Annotated in this window: 22 protein-coding genes and 2 pseudogenes; 3 read left to right on the top strand and 21 right to left on the bottom strand. The window is 32.3% G+C overall.

The window, feature by feature from the left end:
* Nucleotides 1–23: 23 nt before the first annotated feature.
* The 6 genes and pseudogenes from ACODS7_RS08465 to ACODS7_RS08440 form a co-directional block, all read right to left on the bottom strand.
* Nucleotides 24–2,252 (bottom strand): annotated as a pseudogene (locus ACODS7_RS08465) (putative mucin/carbohydrate-binding domain-containing protein).
* Nucleotides 2,253–2,615: 363 nt separating this feature from the next.
* The gene (locus ACODS7_RS08460) at nucleotides 2,616–3,668 is read right to left on the bottom strand and encodes a methyl-accepting chemotaxis protein (RefSeq protein ID WP_373371768.1); all 1,053 of its coding nucleotides are present in this window, start codon (nucleotides 3,666–3,668) and stop codon (nucleotides 2,616–2,618) included.
* Nucleotides 3,669–3,759: 91 nt separating this feature from the next.
* Nucleotides 3,760–4,335, bottom strand: a complete 576-nt coding sequence (locus tag ACODS7_RS08455; RefSeq protein ID WP_373371762.1) for an MCP four helix bundle domain-containing protein — start codon at nucleotides 4,333–4,335, stop codon at nucleotides 3,760–3,762.
* Between the two features lie 453 nt (nucleotides 4,336–4,788).
* The gene (locus tag ACODS7_RS08450) at nucleotides 4,789–5,358 is read right to left on the bottom strand and encodes a 5' nucleotidase, NT5C type (RefSeq protein ID WP_029442859.1); all 570 of its coding nucleotides are present in this window, start codon (nucleotides 5,356–5,358) and stop codon (nucleotides 4,789–4,791) included.
* Between the two features lie 60 nt (nucleotides 5,359–5,418).
* Complete coding sequence (gene ribD, locus ACODS7_RS08445) at nucleotides 5,419–6,522, bottom strand: bifunctional diaminohydroxyphosphoribosylaminopyrimidine deaminase/5-amino-6-(5-phosphoribosylamino)uracil reductase RibD (protein WP_029442860.1); 1,104 nt, start codon at nucleotides 6,520–6,522, stop codon at nucleotides 5,419–5,421.
* A complete protein-coding gene (locus ACODS7_RS08440; RefSeq protein ID WP_029442861.1) occupies nucleotides 6,515–7,252 on the bottom strand; it encodes a GTP cyclohydrolase II in 738 nt (245 codons plus the stop codon). Before ACODS7_RS08440 ends, ribD begins: the two co-directional genes overlap by 8 nt.
* 303 nt (nucleotides 7,253–7,555) lie before the next feature.
* Here ACODS7_RS08440 and ACODS7_RS08435 point away from each other — a divergent pair, with 303 nt between their 5' ends.
* A complete protein-coding gene (locus tag ACODS7_RS08435) occupies nucleotides 7,556–7,873 on the top strand; it encodes a winged helix-turn-helix transcriptional regulator (RefSeq protein ID WP_001000104.1) in 318 nt (105 codons plus the stop codon).
* 338 nt (nucleotides 7,874–8,211) lie between these two features.
* Here ACODS7_RS08435 and ACODS7_RS08430 read toward each other — a convergent pair whose 3' ends face one another.
* The 5 genes from ACODS7_RS08430 to ACODS7_RS08410 all read right to left on the bottom strand — a co-directional run bounded on the left by ACODS7_RS08430 (nucleotide 8,212) and on the right by ACODS7_RS08410 (nucleotide 12,717).
* Nucleotides 8,212–8,811: a nitroreductase family protein gene (locus tag ACODS7_RS08430; protein WP_000158940.1), complete on the bottom strand. Its 600-nt coding sequence runs from the start codon at nucleotides 8,809–8,811 to the stop codon at nucleotides 8,212–8,214.
* A gap of 388 nt (nucleotides 8,812–9,199) precedes the next feature.
* Nucleotides 9,200–10,273, bottom strand: coding sequence for a WD40/YVTN/BNR-like repeat-containing protein (locus ACODS7_RS08425; protein WP_029442862.1), 1,074 nt, complete (start codon nucleotides 10,271–10,273; stop codon nucleotides 9,200–9,202).
* A gap of 506 nt (nucleotides 10,274–10,779) precedes the next feature.
* A complete protein-coding gene (locus tag ACODS7_RS08420) occupies nucleotides 10,780–11,253 on the bottom strand; it encodes a tautomerase family protein (RefSeq protein ID WP_029442863.1) in 474 nt (157 codons plus the stop codon).
* Between the two features lie 42 nt (nucleotides 11,254–11,295).
* Entirely contained in the window at nucleotides 11,296–11,811 is a 516-nt protein-coding gene (locus ACODS7_RS08415) for a heme-degrading domain-containing protein (protein WP_140163781.1), read from the bottom strand.
* 534 nt (nucleotides 11,812–12,345) lie between these two features.
* Nucleotides 12,346–12,717 carry a DUF1304 domain-containing protein gene (locus ACODS7_RS08410; RefSeq protein WP_029442865.1) on the bottom strand — a complete coding sequence of 124 codons (372 nt, stop codon included), beginning with the start codon at nucleotides 12,715–12,717 and terminating at the stop codon, nucleotides 12,346–12,348.
* A 482-nt stretch (nucleotides 12,718–13,199) separates the two neighbouring features.
* Between ACODS7_RS08410 and ACODS7_RS08405 the strand changes: the two are divergent.
* A pseudogene (locus ACODS7_RS08405) lies at nucleotides 13,200–13,334 on the top strand (VOC family protein); the annotation flags it as partial.
* A 347-nt stretch (nucleotides 13,335–13,681) separates the two neighbouring features.
* Here ACODS7_RS08405 and ACODS7_RS08400 read toward each other — a convergent pair.
* The 10 genes from ACODS7_RS08400 to spxA all read right to left on the bottom strand — a co-directional run bounded on the left by ACODS7_RS08400 (nucleotide 13,682) and on the right by spxA (nucleotide 22,057).
* Nucleotides 13,682–14,023, bottom strand: a complete 342-nt coding sequence (locus ACODS7_RS08400; RefSeq protein WP_000067658.1) for a zinc ribbon domain-containing protein YjdM — start codon at nucleotides 14,021–14,023, stop codon at nucleotides 13,682–13,684.
* Between the two features lie 263 nt (nucleotides 14,024–14,286).
* Nucleotides 14,287–16,050 (bottom strand): SulP family inorganic anion transporter, encoded by a 1,764-nt coding sequence (locus ACODS7_RS08395; RefSeq protein WP_029442866.1) that lies wholly within the window; start codon nucleotides 16,048–16,050, stop codon nucleotides 14,287–14,289.
* Nucleotides 16,051–16,150: 100 nt separating this feature from the next.
* On the bottom strand, nucleotides 16,151–16,591 hold the full coding sequence (locus tag ACODS7_RS08390; RefSeq protein ID WP_000021461.1) for a hypothetical protein: 441 nt from the start codon (nucleotides 16,589–16,591) through the stop codon (nucleotides 16,151–16,153).
* A 1-nt stretch (nucleotide 16,592) separates the two neighbouring features.
* Nucleotides 16,593–16,946 (bottom strand): ArsR/SmtB family transcription factor, encoded by a 354-nt coding sequence (locus ACODS7_RS08385; protein ID WP_016080855.1) that lies wholly within the window; start codon nucleotides 16,944–16,946, stop codon nucleotides 16,593–16,595.
* Between the two features lie 428 nt (nucleotides 16,947–17,374).
* Nucleotides 17,375–18,694 carry an aromatic amino acid transport family protein gene (locus ACODS7_RS08380; protein ID WP_029442867.1) on the bottom strand — a complete coding sequence of 440 codons (1,320 nt, stop codon included), beginning with the start codon at nucleotides 18,692–18,694 and terminating at the stop codon, nucleotides 17,375–17,377.
* Between the two features lie 958 nt (nucleotides 18,695–19,652).
* The gene (locus ACODS7_RS08375; protein WP_224980025.1) at nucleotides 19,653–20,342 is read right to left on the bottom strand and encodes a DUF3888 domain-containing protein; all 690 of its coding nucleotides are present in this window, start codon (nucleotides 20,340–20,342) and stop codon (nucleotides 19,653–19,655) included.
* A gap of 72 nt (nucleotides 20,343–20,414) precedes the next feature.
* Nucleotides 20,415–20,750: an IDEAL domain-containing protein gene (locus ACODS7_RS08370; RefSeq protein WP_000987464.1), complete on the bottom strand. Its 336-nt coding sequence runs from the start codon at nucleotides 20,748–20,750 to the stop codon at nucleotides 20,415–20,417.
* A gap of 124 nt (nucleotides 20,751–20,874) precedes the next feature.
* The gene (gene saiR / locus ACODS7_RS08365) at nucleotides 20,875–21,288 is read right to left on the bottom strand and encodes an Rrf2-family transcriptional regulator SaiR (protein ID WP_001083465.1); all 414 of its coding nucleotides are present in this window, start codon (nucleotides 21,286–21,288) and stop codon (nucleotides 20,875–20,877) included.
* Between the two features lie 190 nt (nucleotides 21,289–21,478).
* Nucleotides 21,479–21,613 (bottom strand): BA3454 family stress response protein, encoded by a 135-nt coding sequence (locus tag ACODS7_RS08360; RefSeq protein ID WP_000573532.1) that lies wholly within the window; start codon nucleotides 21,611–21,613, stop codon nucleotides 21,479–21,481.
* Nucleotides 21,614–21,661: 48 nt separating this feature from the next.
* Nucleotides 21,662–22,057, bottom strand: coding sequence for a transcriptional regulator SpxA (gene spxA / locus ACODS7_RS08355; RefSeq protein ID WP_243168380.1), 396 nt, complete (start codon nucleotides 22,055–22,057; stop codon nucleotides 21,662–21,664).
* A 468-nt stretch (nucleotides 22,058–22,525) separates the two neighbouring features.
* Here spxA and ACODS7_RS08350 point away from each other — a divergent pair, with 468 nt between their 5' ends.
* On the top strand, nucleotides 22,526–22,870 hold the full coding sequence (locus ACODS7_RS08350) for a winged helix-turn-helix transcriptional regulator (protein ID WP_016080850.1): 345 nt from the start codon (nucleotides 22,526–22,528) through the stop codon (nucleotides 22,868–22,870).
* Nucleotides 22,871–22,987 lie beyond the last annotated feature (117 nt).

The following is a 22,987-nucleotide window of genomic DNA, read 5'->3' as shown; positions in this document are numbered from 1 at the left end:
AGATTCATTTCATTTCTCAAAAATTACTCATTATATAAGCTATCTTTATATTTATTTATATACGTTATTTTTTGTGGTTCTGATAACATATTTATCGCCATCCACACATTCTTTTTCATTTCTAATTTTTGCATTGGTATCTCTTTTAAAACTGGATTACCTATAATTTCTTCCATTTCTTCATCAATTCTTTGCATAAGATTTTCTTCTGGATTATTTTTCAAATAAGTATTTTTCAATCCCCATTTTGTCATTATAAATTCATTCGTTTTATTCATAGGATTAATAATAGTAGCTGTACTAGTTAATCGTTTTTTTATTTCATCATGATAGATTTTAATTCTATCTCCTTCTTTTAGTGGAATAGTATCTTTTACAATCGTTACATTTGTCCCTTCCATTTCCTTCGTATAAATTTTTTCTCCCTTATCATTAAACACCTCTATTGATGCGTATTTTTCATCTGTATAATAGCTATGAGGAGTTTTAGTAGTAACCGTAAAAACAGCTTGCTTTTGCTCTAAGTCTGTATTTAATTCGGCAAACTGGTCATCTCCTAATCCTAGGAATTGAATTGTTTGATTTACCAACTTACTCACTTTCATTTCGTTAACATCAATCGTTAGACTATTATCTTTTTCTTTTACATAGGCATAATACGAACTAAAATGGTACATACTATCCGTTTTCCCACCTGAAATTTCAACTGTATAAACTCCATTTGGTACGTCTTGTAAATTGATATCTGTTGTTTCAATTGTTTTCTCTTGAACAACTGTATTCCCTTCTTTTAATTTAATTTTTCCTCCTTTCAATGTATCTATTTCATTTGTATTTAAATGGATATGCAAATTCCCTTTTAGCCCAAGTGAAGCAATTTGCTGATTTGTAACTATTTCAAAGTTGGAGTTTATCGTAATATCAGAATCAACTAGAGCTCTCGCTTTAGCTAATTGTGATTCAGGCACTATATAGGCTAAAGACGTAACAGCCGGATAACCTTTCGCCCTATTTATCTCTACTTGTTTATTATTAAGCTTAAAGCCCCATCTTTCAAACACGGGTGTAAAATCAACTTGTCCATTCTCACTATAATACTGATTCATTAAATCCGGTAAAGAATGATCATCCTTTTTGAAAGCAGCATTGCTAGCTAGTTTTCGATAACCTTGATACATTTTTGCAAAAGCTTCATCACCAGCTTTTTGTTTCGCCATCGTTAAAAGAATAAGTTTTTGTCGTAAATCTAAATCATCATAATTTTTATTTTCTTTCATTAAAGCATTATATAAATTCCGTTCTACTTGTTCCTTTTTCCCGAAATTAAACAACCAACCAACTTGATCTGCTTTTTTTCCATATTTACTATATTGATATTGAACACCGAATAGATTATTAGAAACTTCTCCTGTAAATATTCCTTGATTATCAAAACCAGCTTGGTATCCGTGAGCGATTTCATGTAAAGTTCCCCAACTCAGTTTATCTAACCACATTTTTGTACTATCTGAACTATTCGCTGTCCAATTTGTGCCATAATAGGCACCGCCAGCACCAGATATATCTGCTTTTAAAAAATAACGATTTTGACTTTTTTTATTTTCAACCGCTGAACCATCTAAACCAATAATTGAATCATACATCGCAAAAATATCTTCATAATACGCAATTAACTCATCCAATGATTGAAAATCTTTTAAAGATCTTACTATTTCTTTATCTTTTTTAGGTATAAATAATTGAAAACTCTCCCCTTGAAGTAATGCATACTCTCCATCAAATTGATCCCATGTACTAAAAAATTGAGATACACTTCCTTGTTGTTTATAAATGGGAAGAGGTTTAGTAGCACTTTCATTCCCTACTTGGTACTCAAGTACAGCGTGCTCTTCACCATACGGAGTATCTATGAAAGGAACTAAAGGCGTATCACCTTGAATGGTAACCCATTCATTTCCTACTTGTATGGATTTTTCATTTTTTGAGTCATTAGACAATAAACGTAATGTTAATTTGTCTTTAAAATTAGGATTCGTTTGTCTTATCTTTAATGGTGTATTTCTCTGCAAAATAAATCATAAATCTTGTCGATCGTGATATTTCCCCTTACTTATGCCCGCCTGAAATATCCAAGTAGGCTCTTCTAAACTAGTAATTTCTTTTACATTTGTTCGTTCATCAGCATGTAAATGTATATTTCCTATGAGGAAAAACATTGTATACATGATGCCTATAACAAGTAATCTTTTCATTTGCATATCTCCTTTTCTATTTTTTATATACAAAATACAATAAAACCCTCCTTCTTCACTTATAACTGTCGTCAGTAAGTTACTTATCAGTGTAATTATTATAGTTACATTAACTCGTGATTATCAATCATTAAATGTATGTAATTTTGCATATACGAATACTTAATGACAATTCCCAAAGTATCCTATAATTATCAATATTTTTTCAGACATTATTCAAAAAAAACACGAAGACTCTTAAGTCTTCATGTTTTTTTATACATGTTATTAAACTTGTGATTGAATTAATTACTTAAATCTTTTTAATCGCGAAAAATCAATTATTTTTAGGCTGATAGCCATACTTAAACTTTTATGATTTACTCATCCTTTTTGTTCTGTAATATTAAATTTTGAAACCAGTTCCGTTAATTCTTCCACCTTTTCTTTCATTTTGTTGGATTGGATTGATATTTGTTCAATTGATACGGCCTGTGATTGAATTGAATTTACTGTTTGAAGCGTCTCCTTTTTCACATCCGTTGCAGTTTCAGAAACTAGCGAAAGAGAAGCATTTACTTCTTCTGTACCAGCAGACATCTCTTCTGTCGCTGCGGATACTTCTTGAATTTGACTTGTAATCTTATCAATATCTCTCATAATAGACAAGAAGGTTTGATTCGCTTTGTAAGCAGCTTCTTTTCCTTCTACTGCCTTTTGTTGTCCTTTTTGCATGACATTAACTGTATCTTGGGTATCTTTTTGAATGGATTTTATTAAATGATTAACTTCTTTTGCAGATTCTTTAGATTGCTCAGCCAAGTCTCGAACTTCTGCGGCAACCACTGCAAATCCTTTCCCATTCTCTCCAGCACGTGCCGCTTCAATAGCGGCATTTAAGGCAAGAAGATTCGTTTGTTCGGCAATATTAGTAATTGCAGCGAGAGCTGTATCAATCTGTTGTGTACGTGTAACAAGTTTATTTATTACTTTTGATGTTTCCTCAACAACATCATGCACACTATTCATTTGAAGAATAGAGTGATTTATCACTTCACTACCGATATTTATTCGTTCTGTAGTCGTTACTGCTACCTCAGCGACTACTGCTGAAGATTCAGCTACAGTTTGCACCCCTGTTGTAATTTCTTCCATTGAGGATGAGCTCTCCTGAATACTAGTTACCTGTCCTTCTATTTTTGTTTTTACTTCTAAAACAGTCTGTACAACCTCATTTGAAATACTAGACGCTCGATTTGTATCTTGTAATACGCCCTCCGTAGTAGAAATAACCTCTTGTGTTGTCATCTTAACATTCGCAATTAATTGTTGAAGGTTATCTAACATACTATTAAAAGACTGAACAATATGCCCTAATTCATTATTTGCTTTATAAGGAGTACGTGTTGTTAAATCTCCAGCTGCTACTTTTTCCATATCATTTTGTAGTAACACAAGTGGTTTTCGGATAGTTAATTTAATAATATATCCAATTAATATAATTATCAAAATTGCTAAAAGCGAAATACTAATAAACATTATCATTGTATTTTCTATTATTATTTTCCTTCTGTAAAAGCTCTGCATTATTACTATTATATAAAATCAATTCACGAATTGATTTTATTGATTTTTGCATATTAGGTTCAATCTCTTTTAGGTAATATGCATATGCTTCCTCATTATTAGATTTCCCTAATTCTTGCGCTTTCTTCATTTGAGTTCTTAATTCATTAAATGTTTCATAAAACGTGTTATATAATTCTTTTTCTTTAGTAGAAATAACTTTAGCCTCAAACTGCTTTAAAAGATGATCATTTTCCTGACGAATTCCGTCCATTTCTCTTATTAATTCATTCATTCTTTTTTCATCTTTTGATAACATTATTTCCATAAAGTTCATATTAACATGATAAAAATTAGATTCTACAATACCAATCCACTCAATTGGTAGTAAATTATCCTCATACATATTAGAGGAAGTACTTTTCCCTCTTTCTAATCCCCAAAACCCTATTAGGGATAATACTATACATGCAATACTTGATATAGTTATTAATATGTTTAGTTTTGTACCAACCTTACTGTTTCTTAATAATTCCAATTCACTTTATCTATTCTAATATACAGTTTAAGTAATGTATTTTATACCAAGAATCCAAAAATTACGATGTTTATTTTGTGATATGCAATTTTGCATATCATCCACTACTGATTCAAAATAACCTAACATTGTAATTTTAGTTTTCCAAAAATTCATGATTATGAACACACCCTATTAATTCTTAAACTTCTCATCCAAAATATCCAAAAATATTGTGGCACCAGGGGAACCCATCATTGATATATAAATTACACTGCCATACAAGACTAGCTTAAAAATATTTTTCTTATTGCTCATTTTTCTATTTCCTCTCTATTAGAAGTACTCCTAGCACATCGCACTAATAAAAACGATAGTATTAAAAAATAAGGAAAGACATAACACCTATGTCTTTCCTCTAAAATTGTAACACTCAATATGCTCTTAGCTCTATTTGATTTGCCAGTTAAATCCTCACATTTCTTTCTTTATAATATCTCCTAACTCCGTCCAACTTGTAATCCGCGGGATATTGAGATGTTGATTGTAAGAAGTAGTTTTTGCATACACATTTATCGGTTTTCCTATTAACGTTTCTAAGACTGCCGGCTTATCATCAAAGAAATAGTTTAATTTTATTTCTTGTATGAAGTGTATTTTTTCTTCATCCCTCATTCCATAGAAAAAGCGATCTTCATGTACCGGAAAACCTTTTTCTATTAACCATTTTTTTGTTCGCTCTCCATGCTCTTTAGGCCGTGCTGTTATATAGTATATTTCATGTCCCTGTTTTTCTAATTCTTGTAATGTCTCTACTGAATATGGAAACGGTGAACAAGAAGTATAATAAATCTCATCCAGCAAACTATTCCACATCTGACTGCCTTCCTCGGAAGTCATGCCAAATGCTTCATGAATTTCAATTGTTTTTAAAGTATGAAATACATCCAAACCTACTTTTTTGTTTAATTTTTTGTTATATAAATGAAAAGCATGCTGTCTTAAATCAATTAACGTATCATCGATATCAAATCCAAACTTCACTCTTCATCGCTCCTTTCTGTACTTCATTTATTGAAAAATATAAGTATTTTTTTATTCTCCTTATTCCTCTTCTTTGCGATATTTTGGATAGCCAATAAATCTATAATCTTTTCCAACCTGGGTAAAGGATATGTCCTTAAACTCAATCGCATCTTGCATTTTAGCAATACCAGCACCCTCTACAAAGCTAGGCGCCATTCTACCCCCAATAATTTTAGGTGCAATATATAAAATAAGTTTATCTATTAATTTATTTTCAATAAACGAAGCATTTACCTCTCCACCACCTTCAATAAGTAGGGAGGAGACTCCTTTTTGCCCTAAAACATCAAGCATTTCATGTAAGTTTATATGCTTTTCTCCGCTAGTAACAAATACTTTGACTCCTGCATTTTCTAATGCTTTCTTTTTTTCCGCTGCATGATTACTTGTTGTAAATATCCAGGTAGGAGCTTCTCCATCTGTAACAACGTTAGCTTCCATCGGTATGCGTAATGTCGAGTCCAATATTATTCGAATTGAATTTCGTCCATTTGGAATACGCGTTGTCAATGATGGATTATCCTTTTGAACAGTATTCGCTCCTACTAAAATAGCCGCATTTTCGTTTCGTATTTGGTGTACTTCTTGTCTTGCTTCTGTAGATGTAATCCACTTACTATCCGATGAAGACGTAGCGATTTTCCCATCTAATGTAATTCCTGATTTAATCGTTACAAATGGGCGCTTTGTCAAAATATATTTATTAAAGACTTCATTCATTTTTTTAGATTCTTCTTCACACACTCCTACAAGTACTTCAATACCTGCATCTTGTAGAATTTTAATTCCACGTCCAGAAACAAGCGGGTTTGGATCAAGGGTAGCAACTACTACCTTCTTAATTCCTGCTTGTACAATTGCTTCAGCACATGGCCCTGTTCTACCATGATGAGAACAAGGTTCAAGAGTTACATAGATTGTACCACCACGTGCCTGTTCTCCAGCCATACGTATCGCATGTATTTCGGCATGTGGTTCTCCGGCCTTCATATGTGCTCCGACCCCTACAATTCGATTATCATTTACAATTACAGATCCAACCAATGGATTTGGAGTCGTTTGTCCCTTCATAGCCTTGGCATTTTCTAGTGCTAGCTTCATATACAATTCATGCTCAAGCATGTAAGTGTCCCCCTTCAAAATGTCCAGAACGCTGAATCTTCGTTTGCAAATATTTCTCATTAAACTCTGAGACATCACCCCATAACGGTTCACGACTCGTAACATTTAATCCAGCTTTTTGTAAAGCTTCTAATTTTTTCGGATTATTTGTAATAAGTTTTACAGGTTTTGAGCGTAACGCTTTTAATACTTCAATTGTATCATCATAGTTTCGAACATCATCTTCAAAACCTAGGTTCAGATTAGCTTCTACTGTATCTAACCCATTTTCTTGCAAGAGGTACGTCATTGCTTTACTAAACAAACCAATTCCTCTTCCTTCATGATTCGCTAAGTAAAATAAAGCACCTGAACCATGTTCTGTAATCATTTGTAAAGACTGCTTTAATTGGAATCCACAGTCACAACGTTTACTACCAAAGATATCACCGGTGTGACAAATACTATGCATACGAATTAGGGCATCTTCAGAATTCTCAAAATCACCATATACAAGCACACTAGATTGCTGCATATCAGCTAAATTAATAGATGAGAGTTTTTCGATAATTCCTTCTACACTATTTGTAACCTCATTACATTGTAACCAAGAATACCATTGGAAAACTTTAGTCTCCCCATATAAATTAATTGGCAATTTGATAGGGCCTACTAAATAAATATCCCTTCCATCTTGATGTATAAATTGAATTTTATCTTCTAACATATGAATTGTATCTGTTGTAGCCATTAGGTACCTCCTAGTATAGAGAATCTCTAAAAATTCTCTTCCATTGTTATATTTTTTATTGTTTAACTTACACAACGTAAGTGTTTTTACAGATGCTATTCTTTTTTCTCTCAGCTTATATGCAATATGTATCATTACAACCTTGGCTATTTAAAGAAAAGAATTCCAGTTACATAAAACAACTTAGTTACTTTATGTAAGTGAGTATACATTCGTAATTAATTTACGTCAAGTAATTAATTATAAAAATATTTGTTACTAACTGTAAGATGTTATATAATTTATTTTAGGAGGTGAAGGAAAATGAATGATTCTACATTATGCCCTCGCTTTGAAAAAGGAATGAAATTTTTTAGTCAACGATGGACAGCACTGATTATTTATCAACTTTTCTCTGGATCTCAGCGCTTTTGTACACTTGAATCTTCTCTTCCTGTTAGCGGAAGATTACTTTCAGAAAGATTGAAGGAATTAGAACTAGAAGGAATTGTCGAACGTAAAGTCTTTCCTGAGACACCAGTTCGTATAGAATATTCTTTAACTCAAAAAGGATTTGCTTTAGAAGCTATTATTCGCGGAATAGAAGAATGGTCACAGGAATGGATAGAACTTGAGGAATAACATAAAAGCTTTTTCGTATATAGTTTTAAGTAATCAAATTACAGATACCTATTATTAAAACGCTAGTTTTTCAAGCATTTATGAAAAGCTAGCGTTTTTTAATGAATAAAATTAAATTTAAGAAATGAAACAAGATGATCAAACCGATCACCTTGTTCCTTTAAAGATTAAAATAGTGATTTTAACAACTTTTATTAATACATACTCGATTAACAGAAATAATAAATAGAATTTTTGTAACTAAACAGTTTTATTTTCGCAATACAGTTATCTTATCCCGCTATTTGCGGACAGTAAGACCACCACTGATTAAATTTCCATTTTATTGCATTTGAATATTACTTATGAAACTTCACACGCTCTTCAAGTGGTTGGAATTCTTTTTCTCCTGGTGCAGCCGTTGGATTACCAAATGGCATTTGCGCAATCAGTTTCCAATTAGCAGGAACATTCCATTCTGTTTTTACTTCATCATCAATTAATGGATTATAATGTTGTAAAGATGCCCCTAATCCCTCTGCTTCTAAACCTGTCCACACGACTAATTGGTGCATACCTGATGCTTGGTGTGACCAAATTGGGAAGTTTTCAGCATATGCAGCAAATTTTTCTTGAAGCGATTTAACGATAGCCTCATCTTCAAAGAATAGTACTGTTCCATAACCAGCTTTAAAAGAATCCATTTTTTGTTGCGTTCCTGAGAAATCTCCATCTCCAACTACTTTTCTTAATGTTTCAGTTGTAATATCCCATAATTTATCATGAGCTTCACCAAATAATACAACTAATCGCGCAGTTTGAGAATTGAAAGCTGATGGAGTATATTTCACAGCAAACTCCACAATTTCTTTAATTTTTTCATCCGATACTTGTACCTCTTTGTTAATTCCATAGTAAGTACGTCTTTCTTTCAGTGCAGTATAGAAATCTTTTGTCATAATTCATTTCCTCCTAAGTTTTAATATTCTTCAAAATGATACATTGCGAAGAGAATATGAGTTGAAATGAGTTCATTTTTGAACCATCGAACACCATAACACCAATTGCTAGTCATTCTGAATCTAAACCACTGCTTCTTGCTTCAGTTTACCTAAAAAAACTCTTATAGCATCATTGATACAATCTAGTGATCATTCGGTATTATTTTACCCATTCTCTATTCATGTATCCTGCTTGTTTCATATTTACACAAATATGAAAATAACCTTAAATTGCTGGTCAAAAAAGCCAGGTAGTATGAATAACACATTACCTGGCTTTTTACATTTTTAATTTAAATTCAACTAAACATTACCAATGAATAGTAGTAAAAACTATACCCGTCACTTATTTAATAATTAACATCTCATAAGGATGTTGTTCCATAAATCTATTCTCCCAAGGAATCTCTAATGATGTCCAATTTGAACCACCGTCTACTGACTGATACACTCCTTTATTGCTAAACAGATAAAACGTTCCATCACTTGTTGCCTTTAATACTGGTATGATTGCCCCTTTAGGAGTTGGTAAACCTGCATTCATTTCTGCCCAAGACTGATCTTTTTCTTTCTTATAAATAAATGATTCACAATTTCCATTATTGTAATCATGCGCTACGTGTGGATTTGAAGATGTCGCGATGATAATATTTTCTGGATCATTTAGGTTAACTGCCATTTGATATGCGTAATGATGCTTTAGCCCACTACACATATAGTTCCAAGTCTTACCTCCATCATTACTCTCCGCATACTCTTGACCTGGTTCTTTCAAGAATGAATCACCTAACACCCCGTATAAACGATTTGGGGCATTGCGATGTGATTTAAGAATGTGAATATCTTGAGGATAGTTCCCCTCTTTTTCCTCAGTCCATGTCTTACCTCCATCTACACTTTTAATTAATCCGCCTACCTCAATAGTCGTATAAATAGTTTCTGGATTATTAGCATCAATTTCAATATGTTTTACATGGTGTGTATATGTTCTTTGAGGAAAGAACCATGATGAATATGATGGCATTTGTCGATAATCTGTTAGCAGCTCAAAACTGTCTCCTCCATTTTTGGATACGAACATTGCACTCGGTTCAGTTCCTACATATACAATCCCGTTACCGTCATCCCCCTTCGCTGGAGATACAGAAACTGCTGTAATAGCTCTCATATGAATAGCATTAGCTGGGAACACTTCACCAAATGAAGGTAACGCACCAATTGCTTCCCATGAACTTCCTCCATCTTTACTTCTCCATAATCCCCTATCAAAAGTACCACAATACATTCTTTCTGGATCGTAGGGATCTGAAGCTAACGCAACTGGATTCGCACCTACAAACTGCGATTGGACGCTCCATGTTGAGTCTTTTTTTTCTGCAATTACAAGTTCTCTATCAAACGCTAATATGAATTTTTCCATAACTAAAATCTCCTAGTTTCATAATATATCTGGTATTATTTGAATCTTTACCATTACAAGTTAAGAGGTGACATTTATGTGCTATAGCATATAAAAGGTAAATTTTATAAGCAATATGTGATTAAAAACTTACATTATATAATTTGTTAACTTCACATCCGTATGATGAACAAGATGTCCTGTTAACTCATATAAGTCCATATGCCACCTCCAAATAAACCGCAATTTATATGCTATAGCATACATAATATAGAATGCATTATTTTATGTCAAACTTTAATACTGTTAATCAGTTCTTTAGCTCGCCTAAAGTAATTTAAAAGTCATAATATAAACAGAAACATTTTATTGAATAGAAATCAATGAAAAAATACACTTTTCCCGTAGGGGCAACTTTAGAGGACATTACTTAAACATATAAAGGATCATGTTCATTATCACAGACAAATAATAAAAAGGCAAAAACGAACAGAAATGTGTTCATTTTTGCCTTTTTTATTTAACGATTAAAATGTACGACTTCTGGAAAGGAAATCTGCATTAGCTCCTGTTACACCACTTTGTCCCCAGTTCCCTGGAATCATTTCGCGAATAAGAATTAGTACTTTATCCAAAGGTGCATGAGTATATTTAGATGTTACTTGTGTAAGTTCGTTTACCCACTTATCCTTTGTCTCTTGATCAAATGTATTCCATATATCAATCTTGATAATAGCCATTCCATCAACGTTACGACCTGGTGTATCGTAAGACTCTTTTGTCTCCCAATTGGACACCCTACTTTTCTCAGCAAAGGTAGCATCACTTGCTACAGCCCCAGCTTTCCCCCAGTTTTCTTTCTCAAGTTCCGTTATCAACACTTGAATTTTGTCAGGGACAATTTTTAATAGTTTTATTGTAAGTTCCGTTACATTATAAATGAATTCCTTCTTTTCTTCTGTTGACATGGTTGGCCAAGTATTTAGCTCAATTAATGGCATAGTATTGCCCCCTAAAATTAATTATCTATTGACTAGTTACAACTATTGGTTCAACTGATGTTTAACTGCTCTTACTACCAATTCGTGATCTTCTTCTGGTGGTAATCCGGAAACTGTTATCATTCCAATAACCCCTACGTTTTTTATTCTGATAGGAAAGCATCCACCAAACGCAGCATATTCCGAAGTATTTAAAAGATATTTTTCATTATATGAAATTCCAGTTATTTCACTTTGTATCTGCATATAATACGAGCTACGATCATGCAGGGAAACGACTCGTTTTTTACGCTCAATCCATTTCGTATTTTCCGCATTTGTCCCTGTCATCTTGAAATGAAATAATTGCACACCATTTTTCGTTATATCAACAGCAATCAATTTTCCTTCTCGCTTTGCTGTTTCAACGATAAATAAACCTAGTTGCAAGGCATCTTCATTTGTAAAAGAGGAAAATTGAAGCGTTTCCTCCTCTTTTAAAATTTGTTTACTTATTTCATTCAAATTTAAAGTACTCATATCTTTAACCTCCATAATTGTTTTATGCCACACCGACATTTTTTCGAAATTATTAGGCCATATAGTACAACCTTTCAATCAATCTGATTCCAAATAAACTGCTGTAACATCGTTGGTAACTAGTAGTACCGTAAAGCTTGTTTTCTTCTTACTGGTGCTATTATGAATGATATTCAAAGTTATAAAAAGTACGCACTTTAAAGTGCTATAGGTACTTTAAAGTACTATTCTACTTATCCCTATCTTACAGAGACTATTATGAAATATATTTAACATCTTAAAAATGTATGTACTAAAGAATAATATTTTTAATCACTAACTTTTTTGATCAATCGTTATAATCCAATTTCATCAAAATTTTTATCAATTATTACACTATCCAACAATAGGAGGAAACAAAGATGGATGAAAATATATCCAAAAGCTGAAAAGCAGTTGAGTCCCTTGAGGGAATAGTTATAATTCACTACTTATAGAAATAGACATACAAAAACGCCATCCTTTCCTATAATTTTAAAGAAAGAATAGCGTATTCTTTTCAAAAATGAGTTCTTTTATTGAGAAACTTTGATTCTATATCATACATAAAAGGGCAACCAGTGCTAAAACAGCTGGAAGTCCTTGTTTCACAATAATTGATTTATTAGATGTGAAACCTCCGAAAATAGCTGCTACCACCACACAAATCACGAAAAATAATTGGACCATATAACCAATTGGATTGAGTCCAATTACAAGTCCCCAAATGAGACCAGCCGCTAAAAATCCATTATATAAACCTTGGTTTGCAAACATAATGGCTACGTTTCGATCTCCTTCTAAATGCTTCGGTAATTTGAAAACACGTTTCGCTACTTTTGAATCAATAAAAAACATTTCAAGGATCATGATAAACAAATGTTCTAATGCTACGATCCCGACTAAAATAGCTACGATTATTTCCACACTATTCTGCCCCTACACTCTCTATTCTTTAATATTCTCTACATTTTTTTGCATCTGTAATAGAACATGAATAAGTATTTTGCGTTCTTCTCCACTGATATTTACGAACATTCCCTTCATGAAACGTTCCTTTTCTTTCTTGTCAAAATATTAATTGATATATCAATTATTGATACGTCAATTAATATACATCTCTCTTTTTATTTTTGCAAGTTTTTTTGCTCAATTGGTTTTATTTTGTTCCAGCAACTTTAAACCAATTCAAAACATCAGTTCGTATTTCTAGAAATCATAATTACTTTAAGTTTATTCTGACAATCATATTTAACTAAATATATAAAAGAATTGAGTTATATCTCCATCAATTTATAAAAATTAATTTTTTCTAAAAACAGATACTTTACGTTTTTTATAGTAATAAAAATCATTTTTTTGTTTCAGAGGCAATCCATTTTGTTAGCCTGATGGGCATAAGATAGCACCCATATGGAGAACCAATTATCTTTCAAGAAGATGGCTAGAAATCTGGAATTGGTACAGGAGTTGCCTACTTCCCCGATCCAGATGGTACTAATTTAGAGCTAATTGCTCCAAAAGGGCCATTTAGACGTGACTAATTAAAATATATTAATACTGAAAAACCACCTTTATGAGAGGTGGTTTTTTGTTGCTAATAGTGAAGGTTAATATTGAGGTCTGATTGACACCTATTCCTTTTCCACATCTTTCATCATACCATCGAAAGAATAGTCTTATAGCTATTTCAAATATTTCGGCTGTACTATATTGCTAGCAAGCTAAAATTTCATGGTACTCCCCAAAAAAATCTGCTGAATCATAACCAAAAGTTCATTTTATCATTTCAAGGTAATTCGAAATTCTTAAGTTGTTGGGCACGGGGTACAGCTGAAAAACAGTGTATATTCATTAACTTCAAACTAATTTTGATGTAACAAAATTGTATTTATACCTTTTTAACAAATTCAGATTTTAATTTCATAGCTCCAAAACCATCAATTTTACAATCAATATCATGATCTCCATCAACTAATCGGATACTCTTTACTTTTGTACCAATTTTTACAACTGATGAAGTTCCTTTTACTTTAAGATCTTTAATTACTGTTACAGAATCACCATCGTTTAAAATATTTCCATTTGCATCTTTAATTACTTTTGTATCTTCACTATTTTCAGCTTCTAATTCTAAAGTCCACTCATGAGCACATTCTGGACAAACAAAAAGATTCCCATCTTCGTAAGTGTATTCTGAATTACATTTTGGACAATTTGGTAAATTAGACATATTTTTATTTCCTCCACTCGTTTTCGTGTATTCTATTAAATAAATATTATTTTTAATTTCCCTTTTCCGTTTAAATATACGGAAAATATTCTCTTCTTACTGTTTGATACTTATTTGTTGAATGTATAAAAAAACTACTTGTTCACACCTTGTAAAAAATCTTCTCCACATTCTCCAAAGCAAACTTTCTTCTTCTCTATTTTTTAATAAAATGATGAAAAAGTAGATTAAATCAAACAAACTTTGTATGTGAAGTGAAATTTTTAAAAATCTAATGCATTTACTTTATTCTTTATTGTATTGATTTCCTGCGATTGCTGAGAAAGCCCTGTACACTCATGAAAAGCAAAATGCTTACACCCTATACATTTTTTTGTATTCAGATGTCCTAAAGCACAATTAATTGCTTCCCCTGTATGATCAAAAAAGTTTTCTTTCCCAATCTCAGCGTACAATCCATTCTTATCTAGATTGGCTTTTAGCTCTGATTGAATTCCAGAAATAAGAAGTACGCCACCTTGTTTTTTGAAGTGCTGAACAATATTCCTAAAGTAAGACTCTCCTGTGGTATCAATAAAAGGAACTTTTCCCATACGTAAAATTAAAACTTTAGGTTTATAATGAATAGTCGCTAAAATATTTTGTTCAAATGTTTGAGCAGCCCCAAAGAATAATGGGCCTTCTATTGTATAAATACTAATTTGTGGACAATCATGAGCTTTATTTACCACATGCGATAACAATTTTTCATTCTTTTTTGTATGATCAGGAAGCACTTTAGATATAACAAGCATATTACTCATACGTTTTGTAAACAAAATAACAGCTAAAATAAGACCGATCTCCACAGCTGTTGTTAAACTAGTAAATACAGTAAGTAAAAATGTTACTAGTAATACAAGGGAATCTCCTGTCTTCATTTTGAGTATGTGATAAAAATGTTTTTGTTCGCTCATATTCCAAGCTACCACCATTAAAATGGGAGCCATACTAGCAAGAGGAATATGTGAAGCATATGGAGCTAACAGTAAAAGTGTCAATAACACAAATCCCCCATGAATAATACCCGACATCGGAGATACAGCCCCACTCTTAATATTAGTCGCTGTACGAGCAATTGCTCCAGTCGCTGGAATTCCGCCAAATAACGGGGTAACAATATTTGCAATCCCCTGACCGACAAGCTCTTTGTTACTGTTGTGTTTACTATTTGTCATACCATCTGCCACGACAGCGGATAAAAGCGACTCAATTCCACCGAGCATCGCAATAACAAATGCAGGACCAATTAACTGTTTTATACGTTCTAATGTGATTTCTGGTATATCAAACTGAGGAAGTGTATTTGTAATCGTGCCATATGCTGTACCAATAGTAGGTACATGACCTGAGAAAAATACAGTTGCAATTACAGTTGAAATAACAACACCTACTAATGAACCAGGTACTTTTGGTAAAATCTTTGGTGTTATGAGTATAACAAAAAAGCAAATCAAAGCAGTTATAACACTATAAAAATTGGTAGTACTGATATGAGTGAAGAGTTCCTTCAAATTTGCTAGAAATTCCTCATGCTTTTTTATACCTGTTAAACCTAAAAAACTAGCAATTTGTCCCGTAAAGATAATAACAGCAATACCTGAAGTAAAACCAATTGTTACAGGACGTGGAATAAACTTAATTAAAGAGCCTAGTTTGAAGATTCCCATAAGACATAAAATAATTCCAGCTAACAAACCCGCGAGTAGTAAATTTTCGTATCCATAGGTAATTACAACTCCTAAAAGAATCGGAACAAAAGCACCTGTAGGTCCTCCAATTTGATACTTCGAACCACCAAACAGTGAAATGAGTATTCCAGCAATACAGGTTGTATAAATCCCATACTCTGGCTTAACACCAGAGGCTATAGCAAAAGACATAGCAAGTGGAATCGCAACAACTCCAACAATCATTCCTGAAAGAAGATCCTTTTGAAAATGTGCTAATGAATATCCTTCAAACCTTCCTGTAAATAACTTTCTCATTACAAACCCTTCTTTTCTATTTTTAATAGATCTGGATTACAAATGTATTTCTCGGTCCCTTATACAGAAAATTGTCCTTTTCACAAAAATAAAAAACACCCTAATATTTACTATATGTTTTACTTAAATGACACTCCAATTCACCTATATCTCCACCTTGTTGTACATAGGATTTCAATCTTTCTGCTAAACGTTCTCCGGCTCGACTATCTAGCTTCTTTGTATCAATAAACGATCTAATCCTTACCTTATCTGGAGTAATATCTCTACGAAACATTTGTCCTGGAATTTCACTCCAAAAACGATTCCATTCATCCAGTAATCCTATTTGATCAAATAAAAAACCTTGAATTCCACATAACCAAGCTGTACAAGCAGTATTTCTTTTTCGACATCCAACTCCATCTTGTAAATGTTGGCATGAAAAACAACAAGAATTTCCACTTTTTATACAAACTTCACAAACGTAATGAGCTCCTAATGAGCGAAATGTTTCAATTCCATGTTGGATGATATCTTCTTTCTTAACCTCAATACTCAACCTATCCCTCCTTAGCCATCATTTCACTTTCTGCTCCATCTAGCTCTTCTAACATTGAAATCGTATCGATTAAATGGTTGTTAAAAATCTTCCGTGCAACCACCAATAAATCCACAATAATAGGGTCTCGTAAAGAATATAAAACTCTTTTTCCATCTTTTCTACCAACAACAATGTTTTTTGAACGTAGTACACTTAATTGCTGAGAAATAGCTGAACCTTCCTTATTTAGAATATCTTGAATTTCGTTTACGCTTTTTTCACCTTCTGACAATAATTCTAAGATACCTATTCGCAAAGGGTGTGCTAAGGCTTTAAAGAAATCTGCTTTAAATTGTTGCATTTCGTTTCCCATTGAAATCCCTCCGTTACTTTTCCTCAATTTCAAAAAGTATCATATACATCTTCAAATGTTTGAATATGTATATGATACTTTTAAAACCTCGAATTTTCAATACAAATTTTACAATATTAAATAAGCATCAAATAGAGAAATATACTATTCAAATTTAGGTTCAAAATTTATTATCCAAAATAAAAGCGCCTAACATATTAGGAATATATAATACGTTAGGCGCTTGATATTTAAATTTTTTTGTTTTAGGTCTTGATAATATTGGATGAGTATATGACCAAAACGCTAGATGACTAATATGAATAAACTTATTTGTAAAATTAATTCCTTAGAATATTTTAAGAGCAAGTTTTGAAAAAAACTATTCAAAACTTGCTCCTTATTTTCTCAGATCCAACTATTTTGATACTAAAACCAACAGTAGTGAATTAGAATAATGACTTAATACTTGCTAAAACTGTAAGTATACCTACAATAATAACAAATACGTTACTCATTTTCCCTTTGTATTTAGCTAGTACTGGTACTTTTTGAATCGCATACATCGGTAATAGACATAAGATAGCAGCAACTAAAGGACCGCTTAGAGAATCAATAAGTCCAAGAATACTCGGATTTGTATAAGCAACAAACCAGCATGATAATACAACAAAAGTAAGGATTATTGTCTTAATTGTTTTTTCTTCAATATCTTTTCCACGTGATTTACCGAACTTAATAATCATGTCACGCATTACTTCGAATGCTCCTATATAATGGCCAAGGAAAGACTTTGTAATAGCCACAAAAGCAATAATTGGAGCTGCAATAGTGATTACAGGCGAATTAAGCTCATTAGCAAGATATGAAAGGATTGATAAGTTTTGTTCTTTTGCCATTTTTATATCATCTGGAGTCAAGCTCAATGCGCTACTCCAAACGAAGAACATAACAACAGCGAATGTCATGATATAACAAACCTTTTGTATTTGCGCACATTTAGCATCAGTGGCTTCGATTCCATACGTAGCTCTCTGTTTCACAACAAATGATGAAATCATAGGTGAATGATTAAATGAGAATACGATGATTGGTAGAATCATCAATATCGTCCCAAAATAGCCTGTTCCTGTTGAAGCAGTTGAAACAGCTGAAAAACTAAGCATTGACGTATTCCACTGTGGAATTAAAGATATTGCGATAAAAAGTAGAGAAACTATGAAAGGATACACTAGCATACTCATGATCTTTACAGTAATATCTTGACCAAAATTCAGTATAGCGATAAGACCAAGAACTAATACAAGTGATAAAATAGCCCTTGGAGGCTCTGGCATGTGCAATTGATGCACGATAAAACTACTTGCAGTATTTGTAAGCGCAACCGAATACATTAGTACGATTGTATAAATTGAACCGAAATATACGATGTTAAAAATGATACTCGCTTTATTTCCGAAATACTCTCTAATTGTACCTGTGATCCCCTCATCAGCAGAATTAGAAGCGTATATCATTTTAGCAAGCGCCCTATGTGAGTAGTACATAACTGGATATGCAAGTAATGTAATTAGTAGTAAAGATAATAAACCACCTGAACCTGCATTAATCGGTAAAAAGAGCACCCCTGCTCCAATTGCAGTTCCAAATAGACTGAGTGCCCATGTAGTATCCTGCTTATGCCACTTTTTCGGATCTGCATATTGCTCATTTTTTAGTGCGGTATTTTCAGCTTGAACTTCTATTTTCTTTGCAGTATTCCCGTTCATATAATAACTCCCCCTTGTATCTATTCCTACATCTCTCTTTGCATCTAACAAATATTCCCTTTTCGGAAAATGAATTCCTTACAAGTTGCCCCACATTGTATGTCCTTCATCATAATGAATCCAAATTGAAACATTCGCTAGTTAGCGTCCTAATATAATTGTTAGCGTTCACAAAAAAGTTTACTCAAAGTATCCGCTCTTTATATAAAGACCCCTTAAGAGAACAATATAGAATAGACTTCATAAATACGTTGCAACATTTCTAATAACAGTGTATTACTTTAATGGTTTCTCTTTTTTACTTTTAACAGTAATTTTAGCTAAACCGGCCTCTCTTCATTTGCTAGGCATTTCTTTCTCAATTCTATACATTACTTTCATAACTTCGGTAGCACTGATGATATTGCTTACACAAGCCACTGAAGCACATTACATACATTTCGCCTCTAATCACACACCTTTCTTACTAAGAATCGCATTTTTTATATTTTCTCCAGAGATAATAAAATTTCTCTCGACGCCCTCATTATAACGTGTATATTTATAAAATTAATTTTTTTATATTTTCAGAAATATTAAAGCGGAATAATTTTATATGGATAATATTTTACAGTTAGCATGTAGCCATTGTTTTTATCGCGTAAAGCTAAATTAGTTAGTAAAAATATACAATTATACATTGTCTTTCTAGGTGACTCATTCTAAAAATACTTATATCCCCTTTTATCAAAAAAATTTATTTTAAACATAAAAGATATTCTAATAAATAATTAATGTAGGCAAAAAGAAAAAATTCACAAAATACAAAAACTAATTTTTAGGATATATATTATCAATATTGAATTCATATACACTTTTAAAAAACTACACTGAGCAAAAAACAAAAAAACTGCCCCATATGGACAGCTCATTTACATAATTATCGTTATCAAGGATTCACAAACAAATCACTTCAATGTCATCTTAATTCTAGTTTGTTCGACTCTTCTTCAGAGATATCTCTATGTTTGTAATGAATCGTTTTTAGATCATTTCCTTTTATGCGAAAAGTAATTGTGTCCTCTCCATAAGGCGGATTGTGTGCACCCTCAAAAGTTTGAATTTGAACAGTTACATAAAAAGTATAGTTTGTTGTATCTTTTTTTATTTCAAGTATTTTTTCAGAACCTCGATACCAAAGTTTTGGTTCCTTATAATAGTTTTCAACCTCTTTGCTTATCGGCTCCAATAAGAGCTCAATTACTACTTCTTTTAAAAGTTTTTTTGGTACAGGTATTCTGTTGATTTTCTTTCTTTTTACATCTATAATCCTCCAAAAATCCCCGCTCTTTTCAACGGTATAAAGAACATTCGTACCGTCCGCTTTCAAAAGATGAAAATAACCTTTATTTCCCTTAGTATATAATCGTGGCTCATTAATCCACTCACCTTCTGTTTGCACTATCCCTAAAAACAACTGAGTAAGTGGCGTTATCTTATAATCTAATTGGTTAAAGTCACCAAACGAATAAAGTTCATAACCGGTTAAATCTATGCTAAAATTTCTGTTTATATCATTTTCCTTTTTTACAATTGCTTGAGCAGAAATGCAGGATAATAAAAAACTAAACAGACATATGATGCTAACCATTGTTAATCTTATTTTCATAACATCAATCCTCTCTTTTATTAAGATGCAACAAAAGAGAGGATATTATTGATTAGGGCATAGGCTAAAAAATTAAACTCCCCCATTAACTAGCTCATTTATCGAGTTTAATTTTGAAGAAAGCTCGATAAACCATTCTTCATCCCCTGTTAATAATGCAAGATCTATAAGATAAAGGATTTGTTCCTTATTTATTACCTTTGATTCAGGGAGTTTGTTAACGTGTTTACTAAAGAGTAAAATCGCTTCGTTTATTGTGTACTGGCCGTCACGTTTCACAATACTAACTGTAACTATATCCTCTACATCATCAAGTGATACAATATAACCAACTATTAATTCACCTTCATTTGATATTCCACGAACCCAATCTCCTACTTTTAAAACATGATTATTATTTGACATCATACCGTTTCACCTTCCTATAAATATTTTTTGTGACGATAAAAAAGATATAAAAACAAATTATACTGTAATATTTTTCATTACATTTAAGTGTTAAGAACTCACGGATATATAATAATTAAGCCGCTTAACGCTCTTGATTGATAAGGTCAACAACTTCTTTCATTGTATAATTCTTTAAGTATTCACCTAGATGTTCTTCAGCACCTAAGAAAATAGCGAAAAGAACTTTTCGCATGTTCGAACCTACAACACACTGATTGTTTGATTCCGGACACTTCGGCTGCAAAGCACCTTCAGAGGTTATCTGATAAATATGCCAAAGATTAATTTCATCTAAATCGCGAGCAAAAATAAAACCTCCACCAGTTCCCTCTTTTGATTGTATAAATTTATGTTTTTTTAACAAACTTAGCACTTTACGAATACGTACTGGATGTACACCTGCACTTTCTGAAATAGCATTACTTGTTGACATCCGGTCTGGCTGTAAAGCTAAATAAGTTAAACTGTGAATGGCCAAGGTAAAGTCGCTGTTCATGATTTTCCTCCTACGATTAAAAATATTGTTTCTCATATATTAACATACTGTAGCCATAAATATTACAGATTGGTTAGAACGTTAAAACATATAGAATACTTCTTATCATAAAAAAATTAATTCCTTTATATTCTATCCGGTCTCACCTATATCCGATAACTTCATTTAGCTTTTTAAGTTGAAAATAAAATTAAACACTCCACTGTTTCTTCACTTGTTCTTCTGCCAGTTGTTTAATTTTTGTCCAAATCGTATCTTTACTCACAATAACATTTGTTTGATAATTTCTATCATTATAATTAACTGTAACACATACTTCAATCATCTTCTGCTTCCTCCTTTCAAGAAAATTTTCCGTAAGAAATATTGTTTATTAATTAGCCAACTTTTGCAGTTCAATGTTTAAAAATGTTCGGACGCTACGTGGTAAAAATTTACGGATTTCTTCTTCGTTAAAACCAATTTGCAATCTTTTTTCGTCCAGCATAATCGGGCGACGTAACATTAGTGGATGCTCAATTATTAATGTATAAAATTCATTTAGCGAGAGCTCATCAATATTTATATTTAAGTCATGAAAAGTTTTGGATCTAGTTGAAATAATTTCAGTAGCCCCCTCTTCAGTTAAACGAAGAATCGATTTAAGCTCATCAACTGTCATAGAATTTGATACGATGTTTTTTTCAATATAATCAATTTGATGCTCTTCAAGCCATGCTCTCGCTTTTCGGCATGAAGCACAGCTTGCTGTTGTATATAGAATTACCATATTTAACTCACTCCTTTAATGTTATCAAACGTACATTTTAAATATCGGTTATTGAAATGTATTAAAAAAAATTACAGTTTAGAATCAAATACACATAATATTATTTTTTCGGGAATATTTCATTTATCTACATTTTACAGACGATAACAACTCACTTCTAAAAACTATACTGTAATTTTAAACTTTACAGTTCTATTAATCAAATGTTAAGTCTTGGATACATTCTATTGAACGTAACAAATCATTTTTTTATATGAATGTCCCCATAGTGTTACGCTAACCAATTCCCAATGTACTTTAAAGTACATTTTATTCATTTCTTGCTTACATGTGCTATTATGAAATATATTTAACATAATAAAAAGTACGCACTTTAAAGTGTTATAGGCACTAAAAAGTAATAATTTTGGCACGAAAACATATGTAACCCCAAAACGGAAATCTAAACTCATCAAAGGAGGTTTTTTTATGAAAACATACAATATTCCTGTAGAGGCGACTTTAGAAGTTATTGGCGGAAAGTGGAAAGTTGTTATCCTTTGTCATTTAAAAAAAGGAACAAAAAGAACGAGTGAATTAAAACGATTAATGCCTGGTATTACGCAAAAAATGTTAACACAACAATTACGGGAACTAGAAGAAGATGGTGTAATCCAAAGGAAAGTATATGACCAAGTACCACCGAAAGTAGAGTACTCTTTAACGGATTACGGTTCGTCTTTAGGAACTATACTCGATTCACTTTGTGCTTGGGGAGAAAATCATCTTGAAAAAAACGGGAACACATCCATGCTGATTACAGCCGATGAATAATAACTGCTCCTACTATATGTGTAAATTCTATCAAGGTTATAAAAAACCGGTTGAGACAATACTGAAGTGAACCCTGAAAACGGGACACCTATCAAAACACCTAAACCACTTGTTCCC

Source organism: Bacillus sp. FG16, from assembly GCF_057809515.1.
Note: the sequence above shows the minus strand (reverse complement) of the source record. Positions and strands in the feature narration are given on the sequence as shown.